This is a genomic window from Dactylosporangium sp. NPDC005572 (assembly GCF_040605515.1).
GTDB lineage: Bacteria > Actinomycetota > Actinomycetes > Mycobacteriales > Micromonosporaceae > Dactylosporangium.
Window position 1 is genome coordinate 1 of the sequence record NZ_JBEXCY010000194.1, and the last position, 22,647, is coordinate 22,647.

The following is a 22,647-nucleotide window of genomic DNA, read 5'->3' on the forward strand; positions in this document are numbered from 1 at the left end:
GCCGGCGGTGAGCCGCCGGCCACGGCCCGTCTCACATCGCAGGTGAAAACCGCTGGCCCGGGGTGCGGCGTCCGGCGCGGTTCGCTAGACAGACAAGCGTGAACCGCAACAGCCGGCTCCCGGCGCTCACCGGGTTGCGCTGGGCGGCCGCCGTGGTCGTCTTCGGCCAGCACCTGCTGGAGCGGTACTTCGATCCGCACCTGCAGGCGTCACATCAGCTCCGATCGGTGCTGTGGGCCGCGCTCGTCAACGGCGGCGCGCTCGGCGTGTCGTTCTTCTTCGTCCTGTCGGGCTTCGTGTTGACCTGGTCGACCCGGCCGGGCGAGCGCGCGGGCGCGTTCTGGTGGCGCCGGATCACCAAGATCTACCCGGCGACGCTCGTCACCACGCTCGCCGCGGTCGCCATCGTCGGCGTCGCCGGTCCGCTGCAGCTGGCCACCCACCTCACGCTCACCCAGAGCTGGCTGCCGCGCGCCGACGTGTACGGCGCGCTCAACCCGGTCAGCTGGTCGCTGTCCGTCGAGGCGTTCTTCTACCTGAGCTTCCCGCTGCTGCTACCGGCGCTGCGCCGGCTGCGCACGCCCGCGCTGTGGGGCGTGGCCGTGCTCATGGTCGAGTTCGTCGCCGCCGTCGCCGTCGACCTGATCCCGTTCGGCCGCGACACCCAGCTCTACATCGCCTACCTGCTGCCGCCGGTGCGGATGGCCGAGTTCACCCTCGGCATCGTGCTGGCGCTGCTGGTGCGCCGCGGCACCTGGCGCGGGCCGGGCCTGGGCTGGTCGTTCGCGCTACTGCTGCCGGCCTACGTCGGGAACCTGTTCCTGCCCTACCCGGTCAACCAGCAGGCCCTGACGCTGATCCCGGTCGCCTTCGTCATCGCCGCGGCCGCGCGGGCGGACGTGCGGGGCCGCCGCACGCTGTGGTCGAGGCCGCTCATGGTGTACCTCGGGGAGCTGTCCTTCGCCTTCTACCTGGTGCACTACCTGGTGTTCGTGGCCTTCGAGCGTTTCAACCTGCTGCCGCACGAGGCCGGCCCGGCCGCCGCGGCGCTCGCCACCGCGTCGGTGTTCTCGTTCAGCCTCATCGCCGCCATGGGGCTGTACCACTGGGTCGAGGTGCCCGCGCTGGAAATGCTGCGCCGGCGCCCCTCGGGCCGGCACCGCGCGGGGTCGATGGTCATCCCCCCGCAGCGGGCCCTCGCGGCCGGCCCGGACGGGGCGCCGACCTCACCGGCGCCGGTTCAGCCGACCTCGCCGTCGATGCGCTGACGCAGCAGGTCGGCGTGGCCGTTGTGCCGCGCGTACTCCTGGATGAGGTGCAGGTACACCGCCCGCAGCGACATCGGCCCGCGCAGCGAGTCCTCGAAGGCGTCGTCGAGCGCGGCGGTCGCGGCCACCGCCCGCGAGTCCTCCCACTGGGCGAGCAGCCGCGCGTGGTCCCGCTCGGCGGCGGCCGGGTCGAGCTCGTCGAACGCCGCGTCCTTGGCGCCCTCGCGGCGGTAGTGGAACTCGACCGGCTCGCCGCGGAACCGCCGGTGGAACCACTCCAGCTCGACGTCGGTCACGTGGCGCAGCAGCCCGAGCAGCGACAGCGTCGACGGCGGCGTGGAGCGCTGCGCCAGCTCCTCGCCGGTGAGCCCGGTGCACTTGCCGACGAGCACCGCCCGCTGCCAGTCGAGGAACCCTTCCAGCAGGGTCCGTTCGTCCGCGACGAGCGAACCGCCGAACGGCGGCGGAGGAGGTGCGATCCAGGTCATACGTCCTCCGCTTCGCTCCGGCCGCCTGACCTTCAGGCTGTGCTCATGATGACCGGCCCCTCCGCTGCGCTCCGGACCGGTCATGCACCGATCATGTCAGGCGGCCCCGAGGACCTGCGGGCGGACCGCGATCAGGGTCTCCTCGACGGCGGCCACGATGTCGCGCGGCGCGTGGGCGAGGAACAGCGCGGCCAGGGCCAGGTCGACCACCCGCGCGTAGTGGGCCGGGGTGATGGCGAGGGTGCGGTGCGCCTCGGTCAGGTCCCGGCCGCCGTACTCCTGCGGCCCGCCCAGCACCTGCGCCAGCAGGGCCGCCATGTGCCGCTTGAGGGACTCGACGGCGACGCCCGCGAAGTAGGGGGCCAGCTCCTCGTCGAGCAGGATCCAGGTGTACAGCTGGTCGACCACGACCTTGATCGCGGCGCCGCCGCCGACGCGGCGGTACATGGTGGGGGTGTCGGGGGTGACGATCATGCGCTGGACCTCCCATCGATGGGCGGGAGTGTAACGGCGCATTGTGTCCGGCGATGTACCCGTCCTGTCGCCGGGCGGTGTCCGGCATGGCAACGTAAGCGGTATGTCCGTCCATCCCCGCGCGGGACAGCCCGCACAGCGCGCCGACCTCGTCGACGTGCCGCGGCTCGTCACCAGCTACTTCGCCGAGCACCCCGACCCGTCCGACCCGGCCCAGCAGGTCGCCTTCGGCACGTCCGGCCACCGTGGGTCGAGCCTGCGCCGCTCGTTCAACGAGGACCACATCGCCGCCGTCAGCCAGGCGATCTGCGAGTACCGGGAGCTCCAGGGGTACCGTGGACCGCTCTTCGTCGGCAAGGACACCCACGCGCTGTCGGAGCCGGCGACCGCCAGCGCCCTCGAGGTGTTCGCCGCGAACGGGGTGACCGTCCTGATCGACAGCCGGGACGGCTACACGCCGACGCCCGCGGTCTCGCACGCGATCCTCACCCACCGCGACCGGGGCGCGGACGGCGTGGTCGTGACGCCGTCGCACAACCCGCCGGAGGACGGCGGCTTCAAGTACAACCCGCCGCACGGCGGCCCGGCCGACACCGACGTGACGAAGTGGATCCAGGACCGGGCCAACGCGCTGCTCGCCGACGGCCTGCGCGGCGTGCGGCGGATCCCGCTCGCCAAGGCCCTCGCGGCCGGGACGACCGAGCGGTACGACTTCCTCGGCGCGTACGTCGGCGACCTGCCCTCCGTGATCGACGTCGACGCCGTCCGGGCCGCCGGCGTGCACATCGGCGCCGACCCGCTCGGCGGGGCGAGCGTCGCGTACTGGGCGGAGATCGCCGACCGGCACAAGCTCGACCTCACCGTGGTCAACCCGGTGGTCGACCCGACGTTCGGGTTCATGACGCTGGACTGGGACGGCAAGATCCGGATGGACTGCTCGTCGCCGAACGCGATGGCCTCCCTCATCGGCCGCCGCGCCGACTTCCAGGTCGCGACCGGCAACGACGCCGACGCCGACCGGCACGGCATCGTCACCCCCGACGCCGGGCTGATGAACCCCAACCACTTCCTGGCCGTCGCCATCCAGTACCTGTACGGCCGCCGCGACGGCTGGCCGGCCGGCGCCGCGATCGGCAAGACCCTGGTCTCGTCCTCGATGATCGACCGGGTGGCGCTCGACCTGGGCCGCCGGCTGGTCGAGGTGCCGGTCGGCTTCAAGTGGTTCGTGCCGGGGCTGCTCGACGGCTCGTTCGGCTTCGGCGGCGAGGAGAGCGCGGGCGCGTCGTTCCTGCGCCGCGACGGGTCGGTGTGGACGACCGACAAGGACGGCATCCTGCTCTGCCTGCTCGCCTCGGAGATCATCGCCACCACCGGCCGCTCACCGTCGCAGCTCTACGCCGACCTGACGGCCCGGCACGGCGCGCCGGCCTACGCGCGCATCGACGTCGCCGCGACCCGGGAGGAGAAGGCGGTGCTCGGCAAGCTGTCCCCGGAGCAGGTGACGGCGACGACCCTGGCGGGGGAGGAGATCACCGCGAAGCTCACCACGGCGCCGGGCAACGGCGCGGCGATCGGCGGCCTGAAGGTGGTCACGGCGTCGGGCTGGTTCGCGGCGCGCCCGTCGGGCACGGAGGACGTCTACAAGGTCTACGCCGAGTCGTTCCAGGGCCCGGAGCACCTGGCCAGGATCCAGGAGGAGGCCCGCTCGGTGGTCTCGGCGGCCCTGTCCGCGTAGGTGTGCGAACGGGGACAGCCCGGGCGGGCTGTCCCCGTGAGGTCAGGCTACGGCGCGGTCGCGCTGCGCGGTGGTCGCGGGGCGCTTGAAGGCGCGCTGGAGCTGCACCACGATCGACCAGGTCACCTCGGTCACCGGGCGGGCGCCGTTGACCTGGATGAGCAGCTCGCGCTGCGCGTAGTAGTCGAGCAGCGGGCGGGTCTTCTCCTCGTACACCTTGATGCGGTGGCGGATCACGTCCTCCGTGTCGTCCGCGCCGCGGGCCCGGGCCAGCATCCGCCGGATCAGCTCGTCCTCGGGGACCTCGAGGTGGATCGCGATCTGCACGCCGACGCCGAGGGAGCCGGCGGTGCGATACGCCGCCTCGGCCTGCTCGACCGTGCGGGGAAAGCCGTCGAGCACGTAGCCGCCGGTCTCGCTCGCCTTGAGCACCGGTTTGCGCAGCATGTCCATGATGATGGCGTCGGGGACCAGCTCGCCCTTGTTGACGTAGGTCTCGACGGTCTTGCCGATCGTCGTGCCCTCCGCGATGTGCCGGCGCAACAGGTCGCCGCTCGCGATGTGGGTGATCCCGAACTGTTTGGCGATCTGGTCCGCCTGGGTGCCCTTACCAGCACCGGGGGCGCCGACCATCAGGATTCGCTTCGCTCGCGGAGCCGCCGACTGCATCGTCATTCGCACACCCCTTCGTATGCCCGACCATCGGCCACCCGCCGATGGTCCAGCATCGCATCCGGATGTCGCACGAAGGCTGAATGCCAGCTGTGAATTTCCACATTCCCAGCGGGGGCATGCGAGGGCCCCCGCTGGGAATAAAACGTCACCTGGTGCCGAGCAGGTCCACGACGAAGACGAGCGTCTCACCCGGCTTGATGACGCCGGCCGCGCCGCGGTTGCCGTAGCCCAGGTGCGGCGGGATGACGAGCTTGCGGCGGCCGCCGACCTTCATACCGGCGACGCCCTGGTCCCAGCCGGCGATGACCTGGCCCTGGCCGAGGCCGAACTCGAACGTGCCGCCGCGGTTCCACGACGCGTCGAACTCCTTGCCGGTCGACAGCGACACCCCCACGTAGTGCACGCTGACCTGCTGGCCGGGGCGGGCCTCCGGGCCGTCGCCGACGGTGATGTCCTCGACGACCAGGTCGGCCGGCGGCGGGCCGTCGGGAAGGGTCACTTCGGGCTTGCTGAGCGACATGCGCTTGACTCCTCGGCGGATTCGTGACTAACGGTCACCACCCATCCTGCCTCATGGCGGCGTACCGATCCGGTCGGGGCCTGTCGGCGCTTGACCCGATCTCCGCTGGTTTGGTCGGGTTCGTTCGGGGCGTACCGGCGCTCGACCCGGTTTACGCTCAGCACATGCACCCGGTACGCGTGGCGTTCTGGCTGGTGATCTCCGCCATGGTGCTGACCGCGGCCCAGGCCGCCGTGGCCGCCTGGCTGCTGGTGCGCTTCGACGCGCGGTACACCAGCGGCGCCCCGTGGACCCTCGACGAGAACCTGCAGCTGCGCGCCGTCGAGGACCGCCTCGCCGTCATGCTGGTGCTGTTCGCGGGGCTGAGCCTCCTGCTGGCCGGGGTCGCCACGGCGGTGCCGCGCCGCTCGCCGCACACCCGGCTGGTCGTGAGCGTGGCGTTGCTGCTCGTGGCCGACGCGCTGCTGCTGGGCGTGGTCTTCAGCCCCGACTCGGCGCTGCTCGCCGACAGCGAGGCGCAGGAGGCGCACCTGCAGACGATGCTGCCCCTGTGGTACAGCGGGGTCCACGCCACGGTCTTCTGCGGTGTGATCGTCGCGTCGGTCCTGGCCGTGCTGCGGCTCGGGCGGGAGCCCGCCGCCGACTACTACCAGTGGCACGACCCGGCGGCCAGCTGGCGCGGGTTCACCTCCTGGCTCGACGTGGCCCGCGGCCGCAACATGTAGAGGACGGCGGGCCGGCTCCGACCAGGTGGCATGAGAAAGCAATGGATCGGCCTCGCCGTGCTCGCCCTGCCCACCCTGCTCGTGTCGCTCGACGTGTTCGTCCTGCTGCTCGCGATGCCGCGGCTGAGCGCCGACCTGCACGCGAGCAGCATCGAGCAGCTGTGGATCCTCGACGTCTACGGCTTCCTGCTGTCCGGCTTCATGATCACGATGGGTACCCTGGGAGACCGCATCGGCCGGCGCCGCCTGCTGCTCATCGGCGCCCTGTGCTTCGGCGTCGCCTCGGTCGTGGCCGCGTACAGCACCAGCCCGGAGATGCTCATCGCCGCCCGCGCCGTCCTCGGCGTCGCCGGCGCCACCCTCGCCCCGTCCACCCTGGCCCTGATCAGCACGATGTTCCCCGACCCGCGGCAACGGGCGCTGGCCATCGGCGTGTGGATGATGTGCTTCATGGGCGGCGCCATCATCGGCCCGCTCGCCGGCGGCCTGCTGCTCGCGCACTTCTGGTGGGGCTCGGCGTTCCTGCTCGGCGTGCCGGCCATGCTCGTGCTCCTGGTCGCCGGCCCGCTGCTGCTGCCGGAGCACCGCAATCCGGGCGCCGGCCGGCTCGACCTGCCGAGCGTCGCGCTCTCGCTGGCCGCGATCCTGCCCGTGGTGTACGGCCTGAAGGAGCTCGCCCGCGGCCTCTCCGTCGTGCCCGGTGTCGTCCTGCTGGCCGGCCTGGCGGTCGGCGTGGTCTTCGTCCGCCGCCAGCGCGCCCTGGCCCATCCGCTGCTGGACCTGCGCCTCTTCGGCTCGGTCGCGTTCCGTACCGCAGTCGGCGGCATGTTCCTCGGCACCCTGCTCACCGGGGCGATGATGGTCTTCATCACCCAGCACCTGCAGCTGGTGAAGGGCCTGTCCCCGACGGCCGCGGGCCTGTGGACGATGCCCGCCGTGATCGTCACCGGCCTGTCCTTCCAGCTGTCCCCGCTGCTGGCCCGCCGCGTCCACCGTGGCCGCCTGATCGGCGGCGGGCTGCTGGTCTCGGTCGTCGGCCTCCTGCTGGTCACCCAGGCCCCGGCCGCCGGCGGCCCGCTCCCGGTCGCGCTGGCCTTCGCAGTGATCAACCTGGGCATGGGCCCCCTGGTGACCCTGGCGACGGACATCATCGTCGGCAGCGCCCCGGTGGAGCGCGCGGGCGCCGCGGCGTCGCTGAACGAGACGTCGGGCGAGTTCGGCTTCGCCCTGGGCATCGCGGCGCTGGGCTCGCTGGGCACGGCGGTGTACCGCGCGACGATCGACCTCCCACCCGCCCTCCCGCCGTCGGCCGCGACGGACGCCCGCGACACGGTGACGGCCGCGACGTCGGTGGCGTCGACCCTGCCCCCGGCGGTGGGCGAGGCGCTGCTGCACGCGGCCCGGGTCGCGTCGACGACCGGCATGCACGTGGTCGCGGCGGTGGCGGCGGTGCTGCTCCTCGGCCTGGCCGTCCTGGTCCTGCGCACCCTGCGCCACCTGGGCCCGCTGGCGCCCGCGCCGGCGGGCCCGTCCGGTGCGCAGGCTGACGGTTCACGGCCGGCGCCGTCCGCCGAGGCGGCGGGGTCGCGCGCCGAGCCCGCTGGGTTCGCGCCCACGCCGCATCAGGCCTGATGCATCGGGCTTGATGCATCAGGCCTGATGCATCGAATGTGATGTGGCGACCCGGCCGCCCGCTCGGCCGCCGCATTCGCGGCTGGCGCCGGCCTGGGTCCGCATCAATCGTGATGCATCAGCCTTGATGTATCAGATCTGATGCGCCGACCCGGCTGGTCCTCGGCCGCCGCACCGCTGCTCCGCTGCCGCCCCACCCGCCCGCCGAGCGGTGGCGGCGGCAGGAAGGTGCGGCGGCGTTGGAGCGTGCTTCCGCGGTGGCGAAGCAGCGGTGGGCAGCGGTGGGGCGAGCGACCGGACCGCGCCCTTGATCGATGGTGAGTTCTGGCTGCCATGACGACCAGAACTCGCCATCGATCAAGGGTGCGGAGATCGGTCAGCGAGCGTGGCGGGGCTCCGTGTCGCCCGTGGTTGCCCGGGGCGTTGCGCAGGCCGAGGCGCGCGAGCGTGCCGGCAGGTGCCGCGTGGGTCGACGCACCCCCGTTCCTGCTGATCGATATGAGGGGTGCACCGAGCAACGTCAGTGGGGGAAAACTGTCATACCCGCCGAGTACGTTGAACATCACCGAAGCGGCCCACACCGCGGGGAATACGGTGCGGGCCGCGGACACCACGCGGGCCTGGCGGGAGCCCAGGGTGGTCGTCCGTTGCGCCACGCGCCGGGAAGGAGGCCGTCCGGATCGCACGAGCCGGTGGTCTGGCCAGCGGCAGCGCAGCCAGTGCCACGCGCCATGGGGGGTGCGGGGTGGGAACCCCCCGCCCGCGCCGAAGGCGCGAGAGGACACAGCGCGAAGTAACACAGCCGCGCTAGGTTCGATCCTGTGACTCAGACGCCAGACCAGCCCCTGGACCTGCCCCGCACCGTCGGGGAGCTCCGCGCCGGCGGCCACCGGTTCCGCACCGTCAAGGAGGAGCTGCGCGAGAACCTGCTCGCGAAGCTGCGGGCGGGCGAGCCGCGCTTTCCCGGGATCGTCGGGTACGACGACACCGTGCTGCCCGAGCTGGAGCGGGCCATCCTCGCCGGCCACGACGTCGTGCTGCTCGGCGAGCGCGGGCAGGGCAAGACCCGCGTCATCCGCGGCCTGATCAGCCTGCTCGACGAGTGGACGCCCGTCATCGCCGGGTCCGAGCTCAACGAGCACCCCTACGAACCCGTCACCCCGGCCTCGCGGCGGCTGGCGAACGAGGCCGGCGACGCGCTGCCGGTCGACTGGCTGCACCGGTCGCTGCGGTACGGCGAGAAGCTGGCCACCCCCGACACCAGCGTCGGCGACCTCATCGGCGACGTCGACCCCATCCGGGTCGCGCAGGGGCGCACGCTCGGCGACCCCGAGACCATCCACTTCGGCCTGGTGCCCCGGACCAACCGGGGCATCTTCGCGGTCAACGAGCTGCCCGACCTCGCCGAGCGGATCCAGGTCTCGCTGCTCAACGTGCTGGAGGAGCGCGACATCCAGGTGCGGGGGTACCAGCTGCGCCTTCCCCTCGACGTGCTGCTCGTGGCCAGCGCCAACCCCGAGGACTACACCAACCGCGGGCGGATCATCTCGCCGCTCAAGGACCGGTTCGGGGCCGAGATCCGCACCCACTACCCGCTCGACCTCGAGCTGGAGATGGACCTCGTGCGGCAGGAGGCGCAGCTCGTCGCCCAGCTGCCGGAGCACGTGCTGGAGGTGCTCGCGCGGTTCACCCGGGCGGTGCGCGAGTCGCCGTCCGTCGACCAGCGCTCGGGTGTGTCGGCCCGGTTCGCGATCGCGGCCGCGGAGACGGTGGCGGCCTCGGCGCTGCGGCGGGCCGGGATGCTCGGGGAGGAGCGGCCGGTGGCCCGGATCGGCGACACCGTGTCGGTGACGAGCACGCTGCGCGGCAAGGTCGAGTTCGACAGCGGCGAGGAGGGGCGGGAGATCGAGATCCTCGCCCACCTGCTGCGCACCGCGACGGCGGAGACGTTCCGGGGGCGGCTGGCCGGGCTGGACCTGTCCGGGTTCACCGACCTGGTCGCCGAGGGGCAGGTCATCGAGACCGGCGAGCTGGCCGGGGCCGACGAGATCCTGCGGCAGGTCGGCACGGTGCCCGGCCTGGCCAAGGTGCTCGAGCGGCTCGGGCTCGGCGACGCGCCCAGCCGGGGCGAGGCGGCGGCCGGCATCGAGTTCGCGCTCGAAGGCCTGCACCTCACCCGGCGGCTCAGCAAGGATCTGACCGAAGACGGCCGCACCGTGTACGGAGGCTGACAGCGTTGCGCCACAACAGGTTCCGCTACGGGGCGTGGCGCGGCGGGCCCGACCCGCTCGCCCCGCCCTACGACGTGCGCGCCGCCGTCGACCAGGTCGGCGCCGAGGTCCTCGACGGCGGCAGCCTGCGCGAGGCGCTGCGCAACCTGCTGCGCCGCGGCCCGCAGGGCGGCCGCGGCCTCGACGACCTCGTCGCCCGGGCCAGGAGGATGCGCCGCGAGGCGATGCGCCGCGGCCAGCTCGACGGCGCCGTCACCCGGGCCCAGCAGCTGCTGGACCAGGCGATCGCCGCGGAGCGCGACGAGCTCGCCCGGCGCGACACCGACGAGGCCCGCTTCGCCGAGACGGTGCTCGACAACCTCCCGCGCTCCACCGCGCGGGCCGTCGACGAGCTCAGCCAGTACAACTGGACCAGCGACGAGGCGCGAAGCCTGTACCAGCAGATTCTCGACCAGCTCCGGCAGGAGGTCGTCGAGCAGCGCTTCCAGGGCATGCAGCAGGCGCTGCGCGACCCGGAGGCGCAGGCCGCGATGCGGGAGATGCTGCGCGACCTCAACGACCTGCTCGAACGGCACGCCCGCGGCGAGAACACCGACGACGCGTTCCAGGAGTTCATGAACCGGCACGGCGACTTCTTCCCGGAGAAGCCGGCCAATGTCGAGGAGCTCATCGACGCCCTGGCCCGCCGGGCGGCCGCGGGGGAGCGGATGATGCGCTCGCTGACCCCGCAGCAGCGCGCCGAGCTCCAGTCGCTCATGGACCAGGCCCTCGGCGACCTCGCCGGGGAGATGGCCCGGCTCACCGACAGCCTGCGCGCGCTGCGCCCCGGCATGAACTGGGGCCGGGGCGAGCGGGTCCGCGGCGACCGCGAGCTCGGCTACGGCGAGGCCGCCGGGGCACTGGAGGAGATCGGCGACCTCGACGACCTCATCGACCAGCTCGGCCAGGAGCACCCGGGCGCGACGCTGGACGACGTCGACGTCGAGGCGGTGGAGCGGCAGCTCGGCCGGGGCGCCGCCGACGACCTGCGCCGGCTGCGCGAGCTGGAGCAGCAGCTGCGCCGGCAGGGCTGGGTCACCCGGGGCGCCGACGGGCTCACGCTGAGCCCCAAGGCGCTGCGCCGGCTCGGCGGCAGTGCGCTGCGCACCGTGTTCTCCGAGCTGCAGGCCGGCCGGCAGGGCCAGCACGACCTGCGCGACGCCGGGGCGGCGGGGGAGCTGACCGGGGCGTCGCGGCGGTGGATGTACGGCGACGAGCAGCCCATCGACGTCGTGCGCACGATCGGCAACGCGGTGCGCCGGCAGGCCACCGGCGGCGCCGCGACCCTGCCGATCCGCCTCGACGTCGAGGACTTCGAGATCGCCGAGACCGAGCGGCGGGTGTCGGCCGCGGTCGCGCTCTGCGTCGACCTGTCGTTCTCGATGATGGCCGACGGGCGGTGGGGGCCGATGAAGCAGGCCGCCCTCGCGCTGTCGCACCTGGTCGCCACCCGGTTCCCGCAGGACGCCCTGCAGATCATCGGCTTCGGGCGGTACGCCATGCGCCTCTCCCAGGAGGAGCTGGCGGCGGTCGAGCCCGACATGGTGCAGGGCACCAACCTGCAGCACGCGCTGCGGCTCGCGGGCCGGCACCTGCGCCGGCACCCCGGGTCCGACCCGGTCGTGCTCGTCGTGACCGACGGCGAGCCGACCGCGCACCTGCTCGACGACGGCACGTCGTACTTCATGTGGCCGTCGACCCGCGAGACGGTGACCGCGACGGTCCACGAGGTCGATCAGCTGACCCGCTACGGGGCGGTGCTCAACGTGTTCATGCTGGGCGAGGACCCGGGCCTGCGCCGGTTCGTCGACGCGGTCGCCCGGCGCAACGGCGGGCGGGTCTTCACGCCCGACGCCGACGACCTCGGCCGGTACGTCGTCTCCGACTACATCCGGGCCCGCCGGGGCCGCCGCGGATGAACCGTGTTTCGGCGACCGGGCCGCAGGGGTACCAGATCAATGTAGGTCGGTACCCCTCTCCCCGGGAGCCCAACATGATCATCTTCGGTCTGATTCTGTTCCTGCTCGGCCTGTTCCTGCATGTCGGCATCCTGGAGACGATCGGCATCGTGCTGCTGATCGTCGGGGTGGTGCTGTGGATCCTGGGCGCGGTCGGCCGTCCGCTCGCCGGGCGCCGCCACTATTGGTGAGCCGCGACCCTCTCGGGCTCCTCGACGGGCCGGTCGGCGTCCTGCCGGCCGGCCCGCTCCGTGTCGCCGCTCGTGTCGCCGCTCGTGTCGCCTCGCGGGGAGCCGAACGTCCAGAAGCGGTACAGCAGGTAGTTCCACACCAGGTTGGTGCCGCCGGCCGCGATCCGCGCGACGAGCAGCGGCACCCCGAGCGCGTGCAGGCCCTCGACCGCGCCGAGCGTCAGCGCGTAGTCGCCGAGCACCTGGGCCACGAACCGCAGCACCTGCGGCCCGACCGGCCGGTCCTGGGCGTGGAACGCGAAGTAGCGGTTGAGCACGAAGTTCAGCGCGTAGGTGACCCAGAACGCGATCGTCACCGCCGCCCACACGGGCAGGGGCGTGACCGTCTTCAGCAGCGCCAGCAGCGCCAGGTCGAAGCCGAACCCGACCATCCCGAGCAGGCAGAACCTGGTCAGGGAGTGTTGCCAGATCCGCCGCATCCGGCTCATCGCTGGAAGAACCGCCTCTTCTTCGGGGGCGCCTGGGTCGGCACGGACGGGCGGCCGAGGACGTCCCGGGCCAGGCCGACCATGTCCGGCACCATGTCCGGGGTCATCAGCACGACCTCCGCCAGGGAGTCGCGGATCGTGACGGCCCGCTGCCGCGAGGCTTGGACCGCCGCGAGGAAACGGTACCCGACGGCGGCGACGACGTCCTCGCGACAGGCGGGATCCAGCCACGCCGTGACCGCGAGCGCGAAGCAGGCCGCGTCGGTCGTCCAGTCCTCGACGCCGAAGGCGATCTCGGTGAGCAGTGCCCGGGCCCGGGCGGTGTCGCCGGGGTCGGCGCCGGCCCGCAGCTCCTCGCAGTGCAGCAGGCCCAGGCAGGCGAACGTCTGCGCCGAGCGCTCCCACCAGCCCTCCGCCATCGGCCAGCCCTCGGGCGCGGCCGGCGGGTGCACCAGCAGCGACAGCAGCTCCTCGACGGGCAACTGACCCAGGGGCAGCGCGTGGTCGTACGCGGCGATCGGGTGCGGCCAGGCCGGCGCCGCGATCCGGGCGAGCAGCTCCTGGCTGGCCCGCGCCGCCGGCTCGACGGTCGGATACGCGTCGAGACCGTCGTAGCGCCACAGCGCCCGGCCGGGGCGCAGCGGCGCCACCATGTCGGCCGGCGGCGGCCCGGCGATCTCGACCTCGATGCCGGGACTGGCCCGCCGCAGCAGTGCGAGCGCCGACGGTACCTCCAGCGCCGACAACGACAGGTGCGCCATCGGCCCCCGGTCGGCGGAGGCCAGCTGGTGCAGCACGTTCACGCTCGCCTCGGCCGGTCCGCCGACGACCCCGAGCCAGCGCCGCTCCCGGCAGGCCTCGTCGAGGTCGGAGTGCTCGTGGCTGGTCACCGGGTGCGCGCGCATGAAGTCCGCCAGCCCGACCAGGTGCCGCACGTCGCCGTCGTGGGCGAAGCGCAGCCGGGCCGCGGTGTGCACCGCGCAGTCGTAGTCGGGCGCCGCGCGGGTCGCCGTGTCGAGCAGTTCGAGGGCCTCGTCGAGCCGGCCGGCCTCGGCCAGCCAGTTCGCCATGTCGGCGCACAGGTCCATCTCGCCCGGCGTGGCCTTCCACGCGGCCCGCATGACCTTCAGCGCCTCGTTGAGCCGGCCGTCGGCCCGCAGCGCGTACGCGTACCAGACCGCGGTGAGCTTGTCCGCGTGCAGCCGGTGGCCGCGGGCGCCCCAGCGCACCGCCTCGGCGGTGTGCCCCGGGAACCGGCGGGCCAGGCCGGCCGCCGCGCCGTGCAGCAGGGCGTGGCCGGGGTGCGCGGCGGTCGCCCGGCGGACCAGGTCGAGGTACACCTCGTTGGCCCGGGCGACGTCGGGCCCGGCCGGGTCGCCGAGCGGCTGCATCACGCCGACGGTGAGCCGGGCCAGCTCGTCGGGGTCGACGCGGGTCACGTCGAGCGCCCGCACCCACGACACGTCGGCCCACGGCTGCGACGGGTCGAACCGGGTGGCCTGGGCGAGCAGGCGCAGCGCCTCGACCGGGCTGCTGCGGGCGACCAGGTGGGCCCGCGCGACGACGGTGCCGATGTACGCCGGCTCCTCCAGCGGGAACAGCTCCTCGACGCCGGCGCCGGCCCGGGTGGCCAGCGCCGCGAGCAGCTCGTGTACCTCGGGCAGCGCCGGCGCCCACGCGATCGCGCCCGCGAGATGGTTCGCCGCGTGCTCCAGGTCGTCCTCGGCGAGGGCGATCCGGGCCAGCGACAGCTCACCGTGCGCCTGCGCGACCGGATCCTCTTCAGCCTCAGCCACGCGGGCAGGGTAGAGCAGCCGCCGGACCGCCCGCTCGGCGGGTGCGGCCTCGTCGCGAGGGCAGCGGTGCTTGGCGATGGACGCGAGCCTGCCCGGCCTGACCGACGTCCACGTTGCCCCGGTCCGGCCGGTACGTGAACTGCCGCCGCACGTTGCGCGGGCCCGCGCCGCCGGCCGCCCGTGCGACCATGATCCCGAAGACGCTTCGTAGCTCCGGGCACGAGAAGTCTTCGGGATCATGGTCGGCCTCGAGGTCAGGCCGGAGCCGGGACCGCCGTGTCGTCAGCGGTCGCCACCAGGACCGGGCCGGGGCCCACGCCCACCGTGACCGTGTCGCCGGGCTTGATGCCCGCGGCGGCCGGGCTGGGCAGGTCGACCAGGGCCTCGTCGCCGTCCGGGAGGCGGACCGACAGCCGGGTCAGCGCGCCGTGGAATGTGCGGACCACGACCAGGGCCGTGCCCGTGTCGGAAGCGGCGAGGGTCATCGCCTCCGGCCGGACCAGCACCGCGACGGCCGCCCCGGCGGCGGCGTCGGAGGAGCCCGCCGCGACGGAGTGGGTGGTGCCGAGGACGCTGACCGTACCGTCGGATCCCAGGACTCCCGCGAGCCGGTTCATGGTGCCGACGAACTCGCCCACGAACGGCGTGGCCGGGCGGTGGTAGAGCGTGTCGGGGTCGGCCAGCTGCTCGAGGCGGCCGGCGCGCATGACCCCGACGCGGTCCGCGACGGACAGCGCCTCACCCTGGTCGTGGGTCACGAACAGGGTGGTGATGCCGAGCCGCTGCTGGATGCGGCGGATCTCGTCGCGCAGCTGCACCCGGACCTGCGCGTCGAGCGCCGACAGCGGCTCGTCGAGCAGCAGCACCCGCGGCTCGATGGCCAGGGCCCGGGCGAGGGCGACCCGCTGCTGCTGGCCGCCGGAGAGCTGGTGCGGGTAGCGCCCGCCGGCGCCGCCGAGGCCGACCAGCTCCAGCAGCTCCGCGGCCCGCTTGCGGCGGTCGCCGGTCGCCCGGCCGCGCACCCGCAGGCCGAAGGCCACGTTGTCCAGCGCGGTGAGGTTCGGGAACAGGCTGAACGCCTGGAACACCATGCCCATGTCGCGCCTGTTCGGGGCCAGGTCGGTGATGTCGCGGTCGCCGACGTACACGGTGCCCTCGTCGGCCGACTCGAACCCGGCCAGGACGCGCAGCGCCGTGGTCTTGCCGCAGCCGGACGGGCCGAGCAGGGCGATGAACTCGCCCGGCTCGATGACCAGGTCGAGCCCGTCGAGCGCGGCGACCGCGCCGAACCTGCGCCGCATGCCGAGCATGCGCACACCGACCGCGCTCATGCGGTACCTCCGGAGGACTTGCGCCGGTCCGCGAGGGACACGACGAGGAGCAGGATCCACGTGAAGAGCAGGCTGGCGGTGCTCACGGCGACGGACAGCTGCCCGCTGGAGCCGGAGATCTTGACCAGCCACGTCGGCAGGGTCTCGAAGAGCAGGATGCTGGCGATGGTGTACTCGCCGAGGACCAGGCCGAGGGTGAGGAACGCGGCGCCGAGCACGGCGCTGCGCAGGTTGGGCAGCAGCACCCGCCACACCACCGTCGGCCACGACGCGCCGAGGCCGCGGGCCGCGTCGACCAGGGTCTTCGCGTCGATCGACCGGATGCCGGCGTCCAGGGAACGGTAGGCGAACGGGGTGGCCAGCACGATGTAGACGATGATGAGGATGTACGGCAGCTCCGGGTCCTGCGAGGAGACCAGGAAGTCGCCGAGCGGGGTGCCGGCCAGCTCGTTCGGGCCGAGGGCGAGCATGTCACGGACCCCGGCGACCAGCGCGATCGGCGGGATGACCAGCGGCAGCAGCGACAGGCCCTCGACGACCGGGCGCAGCTTCGGCAGCCGCAGCGTGACCGCGAGCATCGCCGGCACGGTCACCAGCAGCACGCCGAGCACGGTGAGCACGGCCAGGGACAGCGAGCGGCGCAGCGCTTCGGCGAAGCCGTCGGCGGCCGGGATCGCCGCGTAGTACTCGCCGGTGACGCCGCCGTTGCGCTTGTCCTCGATCGTGAACCAGACGGCGGCGGCGAGCGGCACCAGGAAGTAGACGGCCGCGATGGCGAGGATGATCGGCCGGTCGACCGACCGGCGGCGGCGCCTGGGCGCGGCCGTGCGCACCACCGTGGGCTCCAGCACCGCGGTCACCGCAGCCACCTCGCCGTCCGGCGCTCGATCGTCCAGTACACCGCCATGACGATCGAGACGAGCACGATCATCTCCAGCGCGAGCGCGGCGCCCACACCCTCGTGGTCGGCCGAGACGTTGCCGGAGAGCGCGTTGGCGATCTGCAGGGTCACGAGGGGTACCGTGCCGCCGACCATGGCCTGCGCGGTGGCGAACGCCGACAGAGAGCCGCAGAACAGCAGCAGCGCGCCGGCCATCACCGGCGGGGCGAGCAGCGGGCCGGCCACGAGCCGCCAGTACTGGCCCGGGGTGGCGCCCAGGTTCGCCGCGGCCTCCGACCACTCGGCGCGCACGCCGTCGAGGGCCGGCGCGATCACGATGACCATGAGCGGCACCAGGAAGTAGAGGTACACCAGGACGAGACCGCCGAACTGGTACAGGCTGAACGTCGAGTTGGCCAGGTCGAAGCCGGTCCAGTCGCGGATCAGCGCGGTCACGATGCCGGCGTTGCCGATCGTGGCGATGAACATGAACGCGAGCGGCACACCGCCGAAGTTGGCCAGCACGCCCGAGGCGGTGAGCACCAGCCGGCGCAGCAGGCCGCCGCCGGCGAGCACGGCCCGGGCCAGCAGCAGGCCGCACACCGCGCCGAGCACGGCGCAGACGACGGAGAGCTTCAGCGAGCCCCACAGCGCCTGGCGGTAGCCGCCGCCGAGGGCGGCCTCGACGTCGGACGTGCCGTTGCCGAACGCGCCGAAGCCCAGCGCGACGGTCGGCAGGATCAGGCCGACGAGCATGATGAGCAGGAACGGTGCGACCGACAGCCAGGGGCCGCACCGCCGGGCACGGCCCCAGAAGGACCGTGCCCGGACGGGAGTTGCGGCGGTGGTCACCCGGTCAGCGCCTTGGTCCAGCCGTCGGTGAGGACCTTCTTCGCGCCGTCGATCTGGTCGGTGGTCGGGAACTCGGCCTTGGCCTCGACCTTGGGCAGCTGCGCGACGAGCGCCGAGTCGGCCTTGCCGGACTCGGTCATCTTCGGCAGCCGGACCGGCCGGGCGTAGCCCTTGAGCCACAGGTTCTGGCCCTCGTCGGAGTACAGGAACTCCTCCCACAGCCGCGCGGCGGCCGGGTGCGGGGCGGTCTTGTTGATCGCCTGGCAGTAGAAGTTGCCGTAGACGCCGTCGCTGGGGACCGCGACCTTCCAGTCGATGCCCTTCTCGGCCAGCTTCTTGGTGTAGCCGGCGTTGAGGTAGTCCCAGTCGATCGAGATCGGGGTCTCACCCTTCTCGATGGTGGCCGGGGTCGACTCGACCGGGATGTAGTTGCCGCTCTTCTTCAGCGCGGCGAAGTAGTCGATGCCGGGCTGGATGTTGGTGAAGCTGCCGCCGTTGGCCAGGGCCGCGGCGAACACGCCGGCGAACGCCGAGCCGGACTTGGTCGGGTCGCCGTTCAGCGCGACCTTGCCCTTGTACTCCGGCTTCTTGAGGTCGGCGAACGTGGTGGGGCAGACCGCGATCTTCTTGGCGTCGCAGCCGATGGAGATGTAGCCGCCGTAGTCGTTGTACCAGGCGCCGTTGGACTCCTTCTGGCTGTCCGGGATGTCGGCCCAGGTCGCCACCTTGTAGTTGGCGAACAGGCCCTCCTTCGCGCCGGACTGGGCGAACGCGCCGCCGAGGTCGAGCACGTCGGGCGCGCGGTCCTGGCCCTTGAGCGACTTGACGGCGTTGATCTCGTCCTGCGACGAGCCGTCGGGGTTGTCGCTGTTGACCTTGATGTTGTACTTCTTCGAGAACGTCTCGATGATCTCGCCGTAGTTGGCCCAGTCCGGCGGCAGCGTGATGACGTTGAGCTGCCCCTCGGCCTGCGCGGCCTTGATGAGGGCGTCCATGCCGCCGAGCTCGGCGGCCGACGTGGCCGTCGCGGCCGCGGCCGTGTTGTTCTGAGCCTCGGCCGCCTTCTCGGACGAGCCGCAGCCGGCCACGCCGGCGACGACGGCCGCCGCGAGGAGGCCGTGCAGGACGATATTGCGTTGGCGCATGAGGATTGCTCCCGAGGGTCCTTGCCGAAACGGCTTCGGCGGCCTCACTGTCAGCCGGTCGTGTGGCCCTCGGGTGAACGACGGCTGTCAGTCGGGTCGATAGGTCCCCAACACCCTTGACACGGTGATCATGATCACCACCCGGGCCGGGTTCGGGCGGGGGATCTTGTACCGCTGGGCGTAGCGCTCCTCGGCATCCCGGACGACCTCGGGGTCCGTGACGACGACGGCCGTGCCTTCGAGGGTCGACCAGCGCCGGCCGTCGACCTGGGTCACGGCAACCTGTCCGTTGTTCCGGACATTCCGTACCTTCTGGGACGTGCCCGACGTGATCACCCGCGCGATCCCGGTCGCCGGGTCGTAGGTCGCGCCGACCGGCACCACGTGCGGGGTGCCGTCCCGCCGGATCGTCGCCAGGGTGCACAGGTGCCGCTCGGTCCAGAACTCGATGAAGCTCACCGCTCGCTCACCGCGCCGTCCGCGACGTCCACGTGCCGGTTCGTGTGCACCGCCGCCAGCATCCGCCGGTCGTGGGTCACCAGCAGCAGCGTGCCCGGGTAGTTGTCCAGGGCGCTCTCCAGCTGCTCGATCGCCGGCAGGTCCAGGTGGTTCGTCGGCTCGTCGAGGACCAGCAGGTTGACGCCCCGCCCCTGCAGCAGCGCGAGCGCCGCCCGGGTCCGCTCGCCCGGCGACAGCGTCCGCGCCGGGCGCAGCACGTGGTCGGCGCGCAGCCCGAACTTGGCCAGCAGCGTCCGCACGTCGGCGGGGGACTGGTCCGGCACGTGCTGGCGGAACGCGTCCAGCAGCGCCGCGTCGCCCTCGAACAGCCGCCGCGCCTGGTCGACCTCGCCGACGACGACGCCCGGCCCGAGGTGCGCGCTGCCCGCGTCGAGCGGGACCCGCCCGAGCAGCGCGCCGAGCAGCGTCGTCTTCCCGGACCCGTTCGCGCCGGTGATCGCCACCCGGTCGGCCCAGTCGACCTGGAGGTCCACCGGCCCGAGAGTGAACGCGCCGCGGTGCACGACCGCGCCGCGCAGCGTCGCCACCACCGCACCGGCCCGCGGCGCCGCGGCGATCTCCATCCGCAGCTGCCACTCCTTGCGCGGCTCCTCGACCACCTCGAGGCGCTCGATGAGCCGCTCGGTCTGGCGCGCCTTCGCGGCCTGCTTCTCCGTCGACTCGATCTTCTTCGCCTTGACGTTCTTGTCGTTGTCGGGCTGCTTGCGGCGGGCGTTCTTGACGCCCTTCTCCATCCAGGCCCGCTGCATCCGGGCCCGGGCCTCCAGGTCGGAGCGCGTGTCGGCGTAGTCCTCGTAGCGCTCGCGGGCGTGCCGGCGCGCCACCTCGCGCTCCTCCAGATACGCGGTGTAGCCGCCGCCGAAGTAGTTGACCTGCTGCTGGGCCAGGTCGAGCTCGAGGACGCCGGTCGCCGTGCGGGCCAGGAACTCCCGGTCGTGGCTCACCACGACCGCCCCGCCCTGCAGCCCGGCGGTGAACCGCTCGATCCGGGCGAGCCCGTCCAGGTCCAGGTCGTTGGTCGGCTCGTCCAACAGGAAGATGTCGTACCGGCTGAGCAGCAGCGACGCCAGCCCGGCCCGCGCGGCCTGGCCGCCGGACAGTGCCGTCATCGGCCGGTCGAGCTCGGCGATCGCCGCCGCCAGCTCCTCGGCGCGCTCGTCGAAGTCGGCCCCGCCGAGCGCCAGCCAGCGCTCCAGCGCGACCGCGTACTCCTCGTCGGCGCCGGCCACGCCCGAGCCGAGCGCCTCGGCGGCCGTCTCCATCCGCAGCTGCGCGTCGGCGACGCCGGTCCGCCGGGCCAGGAACCCCCGCACCGTCTCGCCCGGCCGGCGGTCCGGCTCCTGCGGGAGGTACCCGACCGTGGCCGTCGGCGGGTTGAGCTGGATCGCGCCCTGCTCGGCCGGCAGCAGCCCGGCCAGGGTGCGCAGCAGCGTCGTCTTCCCCGCCCCGTTCACCCCCACCAGCCCGATCACGTCACCGGGCGCCACCACCAGGTCGAGCCCCGAGAAGAGGGCCTTGTCGCCGTGCCCGGCGGCGAGGCCCTTGACCACCAGCGTCGCAGACATCCGCATAGTGTCCCTCAGCGCACCAGGCGCGATCTCGGGGAGTAGCGTGATTGTGGAACGCCAACGGCTCGTATCGTGCCTTGCTTCGCGCTTTTCTGGAGTTGAACTTGAGCAGCACAGCCTCGCCGACGCTCAGCCACCGGCAGATCCTGACGATCCTCGCCGGGCTCATGATGGCGATGTTCCTCGCCGCGCTCGACCAGACCATCGTGTCCACGGCGATGCGCACGATCGCCGACGACCTCGGCGGGTTCTCCATCCAGGCGTGGGCGACGACCGCGTTCCTCATCACCTCGACGATCGCGACCCCCCTGTACGGCAAGCTGTCCGACATCTACGGCCGCAAGCCGTTCATCCTGTTCGCGATCGGCATCTTCATCGTCGGCTCGGCGCTGTGCGGCCTGGCCGACACGATCTACCAGCTCGCCGCCTTCCGGGCCGTGCAGGGCATCGGCGCCGGCGGGCTGTTCTCGCTGGTCTTCGCGATCATCGGAGACATCGTCCCGCCCCGCGAGCGGGCGAAGTACCAGGGATATTTCCTCGCCGTCTTCGGCACCTCGAGCGTGCTGGGCCCGGTCCTCGGCGGCTTCTTCGCCGGCTCCGACTCGCTGCTCGGGGTCACCGGCTGGCGCTGGATCTTCTACATCAACGTCCCGATCGCGCTGGCCGCGTTCCTGGTCGTGCTGCGCGTGCTGCACATCCCGCACCACCGCACCGACCACCGCATCGACTGGCCCGGCGCGCTGGCCCTCGTCGTGGCCCTGGTCCCGCTGCTCACCGTCGCCGAGCAGGGCCGCGAGTGGGGCTGGGGCTCCGGCCGCTCGGTGCTGTGCTACGCGATCGGCGCCGCCGGCCTGGTCCTGTTCATCGTCGCCGAGTACTTCTACAAGGACGAGGCCCTGCTGCCGCTGCGCCTCTTCCGGGGCCGGACGTTCTCGGTCGCCTCGACGAGCAGCTTCATCCTCGGCATGGCGATGTTCGGCGGCCTGCTGACGCTTCCCCTGTACCTCCAGATCGTCAAGGGCGCCACCCCGACCGAGGCCGGCCTGCTCCTGCTGCCGCTGGTGCTGGGCATCATGACCGGCTCGATCGTCTCCGGCCAGGTCATCGCGCGCACCGGCCGGTACCGGATCTTCCCGATCCTCGGCTCCCTGCTCATGATCGTGGCGCTGTTCCTGTTCTCCCGCATCGGCGCCGACACCCCGCTGTGGCGCACCATGCTGGTCATGGGCCTGATGGGCCTCGGCCTGGGCGGCAACATGCAGCCGGTGATCACGGCCGCGCAGAACGCCGCCAACCCGCGGGAGATCGGCGTCGCCACGTCCACGGTCACGTTCTTCCGCTCGATGGGCGGCACGCTGGGCGCGGCGGTGTTCCTGTCGGTCCTGTTCAGCCTGATGCCGGACAAGATCCGCGCCGCCTTCACCGCGGCCGCGACCACCCCGGACTTCCAGGCCGCCGCCCGCGCGAACCCGCAGATGGTCGACGAGATCCGCTCCACGGCCACGTCGGGCAACGCGAGCTCCTTCAACGACACCTCGTTCCTGGACCAGCTCCCGGCCGCGCTGTCCCACCCGTTCAAGGTCGGCTTCTCGGACTCGATGAGCGTGGTGTTCCTGGTGGCGGCGGCCATCATGGTGGTCGGCTTCGTGGTGATCCTGTTCCTGCCGGAGCTCCCGCTACGCTCGATGTCGGCCGCCGAACAGCGCGCGGCGGAGGAGGCCCCGGCCCCTTCGGCCCCGACGCTGCCCGACCCGGCCCCGAACGGCGGCCCGGTGCCCGCGGCCGCCACGACGACGGCGGCAACGGCCGTGATCGCCCCACCCGAGCCGGCCCCGGTCGCCTCCGACGACGGCCTGGCCGGCTCCGGCGGGGCGCACGAGTCCGACGAGGTGGCGTCGGGCAACGGCCATCACCCGTCACACGCGGCGGGCGCCCACGAGGCCGAGGGCGATTCCACGGCGGGCGACACGGAGCCCCGCCACGCCCGCTGACCGCTCTCCGCGCCCTTGATCGACGGCGAGTTCTGGCTGCTATGACGACCAGAACTCGCCGTCGATCATGGGCGCGGTCCGCTCGCTCGTCCCGGCGCCGCCGCGTCCGCCCCACCGCGTCCGCGCGCGCCCCGCCGTCTG

The 22,647-nt window shown here is 72.8% G+C and carries 20 protein-coding genes; 8 read left to right on the forward strand and 12 right to left on the reverse strand.

What is annotated here, in order from left to right:
* The first annotated feature begins 98 nt into the window (after positions 1 to 98).
* Positions 99 to 1,268: an acyltransferase gene (locus ABZS66_RS48910; protein ID WP_354769921.1), complete on the forward strand. Its 1,170-nt coding sequence runs from the start codon at positions 99 to 101 to the stop codon at positions 1,266 to 1,268.
* Here the strand turns inward: ABZS66_RS48910 and ABZS66_RS48915 are convergent.
* Positions 1,241 to 1,756, reverse strand: coding sequence for a DinB family protein (locus tag ABZS66_RS48915; protein WP_354769922.1), 516 nt, complete (start codon positions 1,754 to 1,756; stop codon positions 1,241 to 1,243). The genes ABZS66_RS48910 and ABZS66_RS48915 overlap by 28 nt on opposite strands.
* A gap of 96 nt (positions 1,757 to 1,852) precedes the next feature.
* Positions 1,853 to 2,230: a group 1 truncated hemoglobin gene (locus ABZS66_RS48920; protein WP_354769923.1), complete on the reverse strand. Its 378-nt coding sequence runs from the start codon at positions 2,228 to 2,230 to the stop codon at positions 1,853 to 1,855.
* Positions 2,231 to 2,333: 103 nt separating this feature from the next.
* On the opposite strand from ABZS66_RS48920, the gene pgm reads away from it, so the two are divergent.
* Positions 2,334 to 3,965 (forward strand): phosphoglucomutase (alpha-D-glucose-1,6-bisphosphate-dependent), encoded by a 1,632-nt coding sequence (gene pgm / locus ABZS66_RS48925; RefSeq protein ID WP_354769924.1) that lies wholly within the window; start codon positions 2,334 to 2,336, stop codon positions 3,963 to 3,965.
* Positions 3,966 to 4,007: 42 nt separating this feature from the next.
* Here the strand turns inward: pgm and ABZS66_RS48930 are convergent, their stop codons facing one another.
* Together ABZS66_RS48930 and ABZS66_RS48935 are read right to left on the reverse strand one after the other, a co-directional pair.
* Complete coding sequence (locus ABZS66_RS48930; protein WP_354769925.1) at positions 4,008 to 4,640, reverse strand: adenylate kinase; 633 nt, start codon at positions 4,638 to 4,640, stop codon at positions 4,008 to 4,010.
* A gap of 145 nt (positions 4,641 to 4,785) precedes the next feature.
* On the reverse strand, positions 4,786 to 5,160 hold the full coding sequence (locus ABZS66_RS48935; protein WP_238020064.1) for an FKBP-type peptidyl-prolyl cis-trans isomerase: 375 nt from the start codon (positions 5,158 to 5,160) through the stop codon (positions 4,786 to 4,788).
* Positions 5,161 to 5,324: 164 nt separating this feature from the next.
* Between ABZS66_RS48935 and ABZS66_RS48940 the strand changes: the two genes are divergently transcribed.
* The 5 genes from ABZS66_RS48940 (at position 5,325) to ABZS66_RS48960 (ending at position 11,936) form a co-directional block, all read left to right on the forward strand.
* Positions 5,325 to 5,885, forward strand: coding sequence for a hypothetical protein (locus tag ABZS66_RS48940; RefSeq protein ID WP_354769926.1), 561 nt, complete (start codon positions 5,325 to 5,327; stop codon positions 5,883 to 5,885).
* 30 nt (positions 5,886 to 5,915) lie between these two features.
* Positions 5,916 to 7,517, forward strand: a complete 1,602-nt coding sequence (locus ABZS66_RS48945) for an MFS transporter (RefSeq protein ID WP_354769927.1) — start codon at positions 5,916 to 5,918, stop codon at positions 7,515 to 7,517.
* A gap of 821 nt (positions 7,518 to 8,338) precedes the next feature.
* A complete protein-coding gene (locus ABZS66_RS48950) occupies positions 8,339 to 9,748 on the forward strand; it encodes a sigma 54-interacting transcriptional regulator (RefSeq protein WP_354769928.1) in 1,410 nt (469 codons plus the stop codon).
* A gap of 5 nt (positions 9,749 to 9,753) precedes the next feature.
* Positions 9,754 to 11,706, forward strand: coding sequence for a VWA domain-containing protein (locus ABZS66_RS48955; protein ID WP_354769929.1), 1,953 nt, complete (start codon positions 9,754 to 9,756; stop codon positions 11,704 to 11,706).
* Positions 11,707 to 11,780: 74 nt separating this feature from the next.
* The gene (locus ABZS66_RS48960; protein WP_354769930.1) at positions 11,781 to 11,936 is read left to right on the forward strand and encodes a hypothetical protein; all 156 of its coding nucleotides are present in this window, start codon (positions 11,781 to 11,783) and stop codon (positions 11,934 to 11,936) included.
* Here the strand turns inward: ABZS66_RS48960 and ABZS66_RS48965 are convergent.
* From ABZS66_RS48965 to ABZS66_RS49000, 8 genes are all read right to left on the reverse strand, one after another.
* Positions 11,927 to 12,415 carry a GtrA family protein gene (locus ABZS66_RS48965; RefSeq protein ID WP_354769931.1) on the reverse strand — a complete coding sequence of 163 codons (489 nt, stop codon included), beginning with the start codon at positions 12,413 to 12,415 and terminating at the stop codon, positions 11,927 to 11,929. The genes ABZS66_RS48960 and ABZS66_RS48965 overlap by 10 nt on opposite strands.
* 5 nt (positions 12,416 to 12,420) lie before the next feature.
* Positions 12,421 to 14,220: a tetratricopeptide repeat protein gene (locus ABZS66_RS48970; protein ID WP_354769932.1), complete on the reverse strand. Its 1,800-nt coding sequence runs from the start codon at positions 14,218 to 14,220 to the stop codon at positions 12,421 to 12,423.
* Between the two features lie 254 nt (positions 14,221 to 14,474).
* Positions 14,475 to 15,551: an ABC transporter ATP-binding protein gene (locus ABZS66_RS48975; RefSeq protein ID WP_354769933.1), complete on the reverse strand. Its 1,077-nt coding sequence runs from the start codon at positions 15,549 to 15,551 to the stop codon at positions 14,475 to 14,477.
* Positions 15,548 to 16,411: an ABC transporter permease subunit gene (locus ABZS66_RS48980; RefSeq protein ID WP_354769934.1), complete on the reverse strand. Its 864-nt coding sequence runs from the start codon at positions 16,409 to 16,411 to the stop codon at positions 15,548 to 15,550. The genes ABZS66_RS48975 and ABZS66_RS48980 overlap by 4 nt, the downstream gene beginning before the upstream one ends.
* Positions 16,408 to 17,283 carry an ABC transporter permease subunit gene (locus ABZS66_RS48985; protein WP_354769935.1) on the reverse strand — a complete coding sequence of 292 codons (876 nt, stop codon included), beginning with the start codon at positions 17,281 to 17,283 and terminating at the stop codon, positions 16,408 to 16,410. The genes ABZS66_RS48980 and ABZS66_RS48985 overlap by 4 nt, the downstream gene beginning before the upstream one ends.
* Positions 17,280 to 18,428 carry an ABC transporter substrate-binding protein gene (locus tag ABZS66_RS48990; RefSeq protein WP_354769936.1) on the reverse strand — a complete coding sequence of 383 codons (1,149 nt, stop codon included), beginning with the start codon at positions 18,426 to 18,428 and terminating at the stop codon, positions 17,280 to 17,282. Before ABZS66_RS48990 ends, ABZS66_RS48985 begins: the two co-directional genes overlap by 4 nt.
* 87 nt (positions 18,429 to 18,515) lie before the next feature.
* The gene (locus ABZS66_RS48995; RefSeq protein WP_354769937.1) at positions 18,516 to 18,887 is read right to left on the reverse strand and encodes a PPOX class F420-dependent oxidoreductase; all 372 of its coding nucleotides are present in this window, start codon (positions 18,885 to 18,887) and stop codon (positions 18,516 to 18,518) included.
* On the reverse strand, positions 18,884 to 20,512 hold the full coding sequence (locus ABZS66_RS49000) for an ABC-F family ATP-binding cassette domain-containing protein (protein WP_354769938.1): 1,629 nt from the start codon (positions 20,510 to 20,512) through the stop codon (positions 18,884 to 18,886). The genes ABZS66_RS48995 and ABZS66_RS49000 overlap by 4 nt, the downstream gene beginning before the upstream one ends.
* A gap of 107 nt (positions 20,513 to 20,619) precedes the next feature.
* Here ABZS66_RS49000 and ABZS66_RS49005 point away from each other — a divergent pair, with 107 nt between their 5' ends.
* Positions 20,620 to 22,506, forward strand: coding sequence for an MDR family MFS transporter (locus ABZS66_RS49005; RefSeq protein ID WP_354769939.1), 1,887 nt, complete (start codon positions 20,620 to 20,622; stop codon positions 22,504 to 22,506).
* Positions 22,507 to 22,647: the final 141 nt, after the last annotated feature.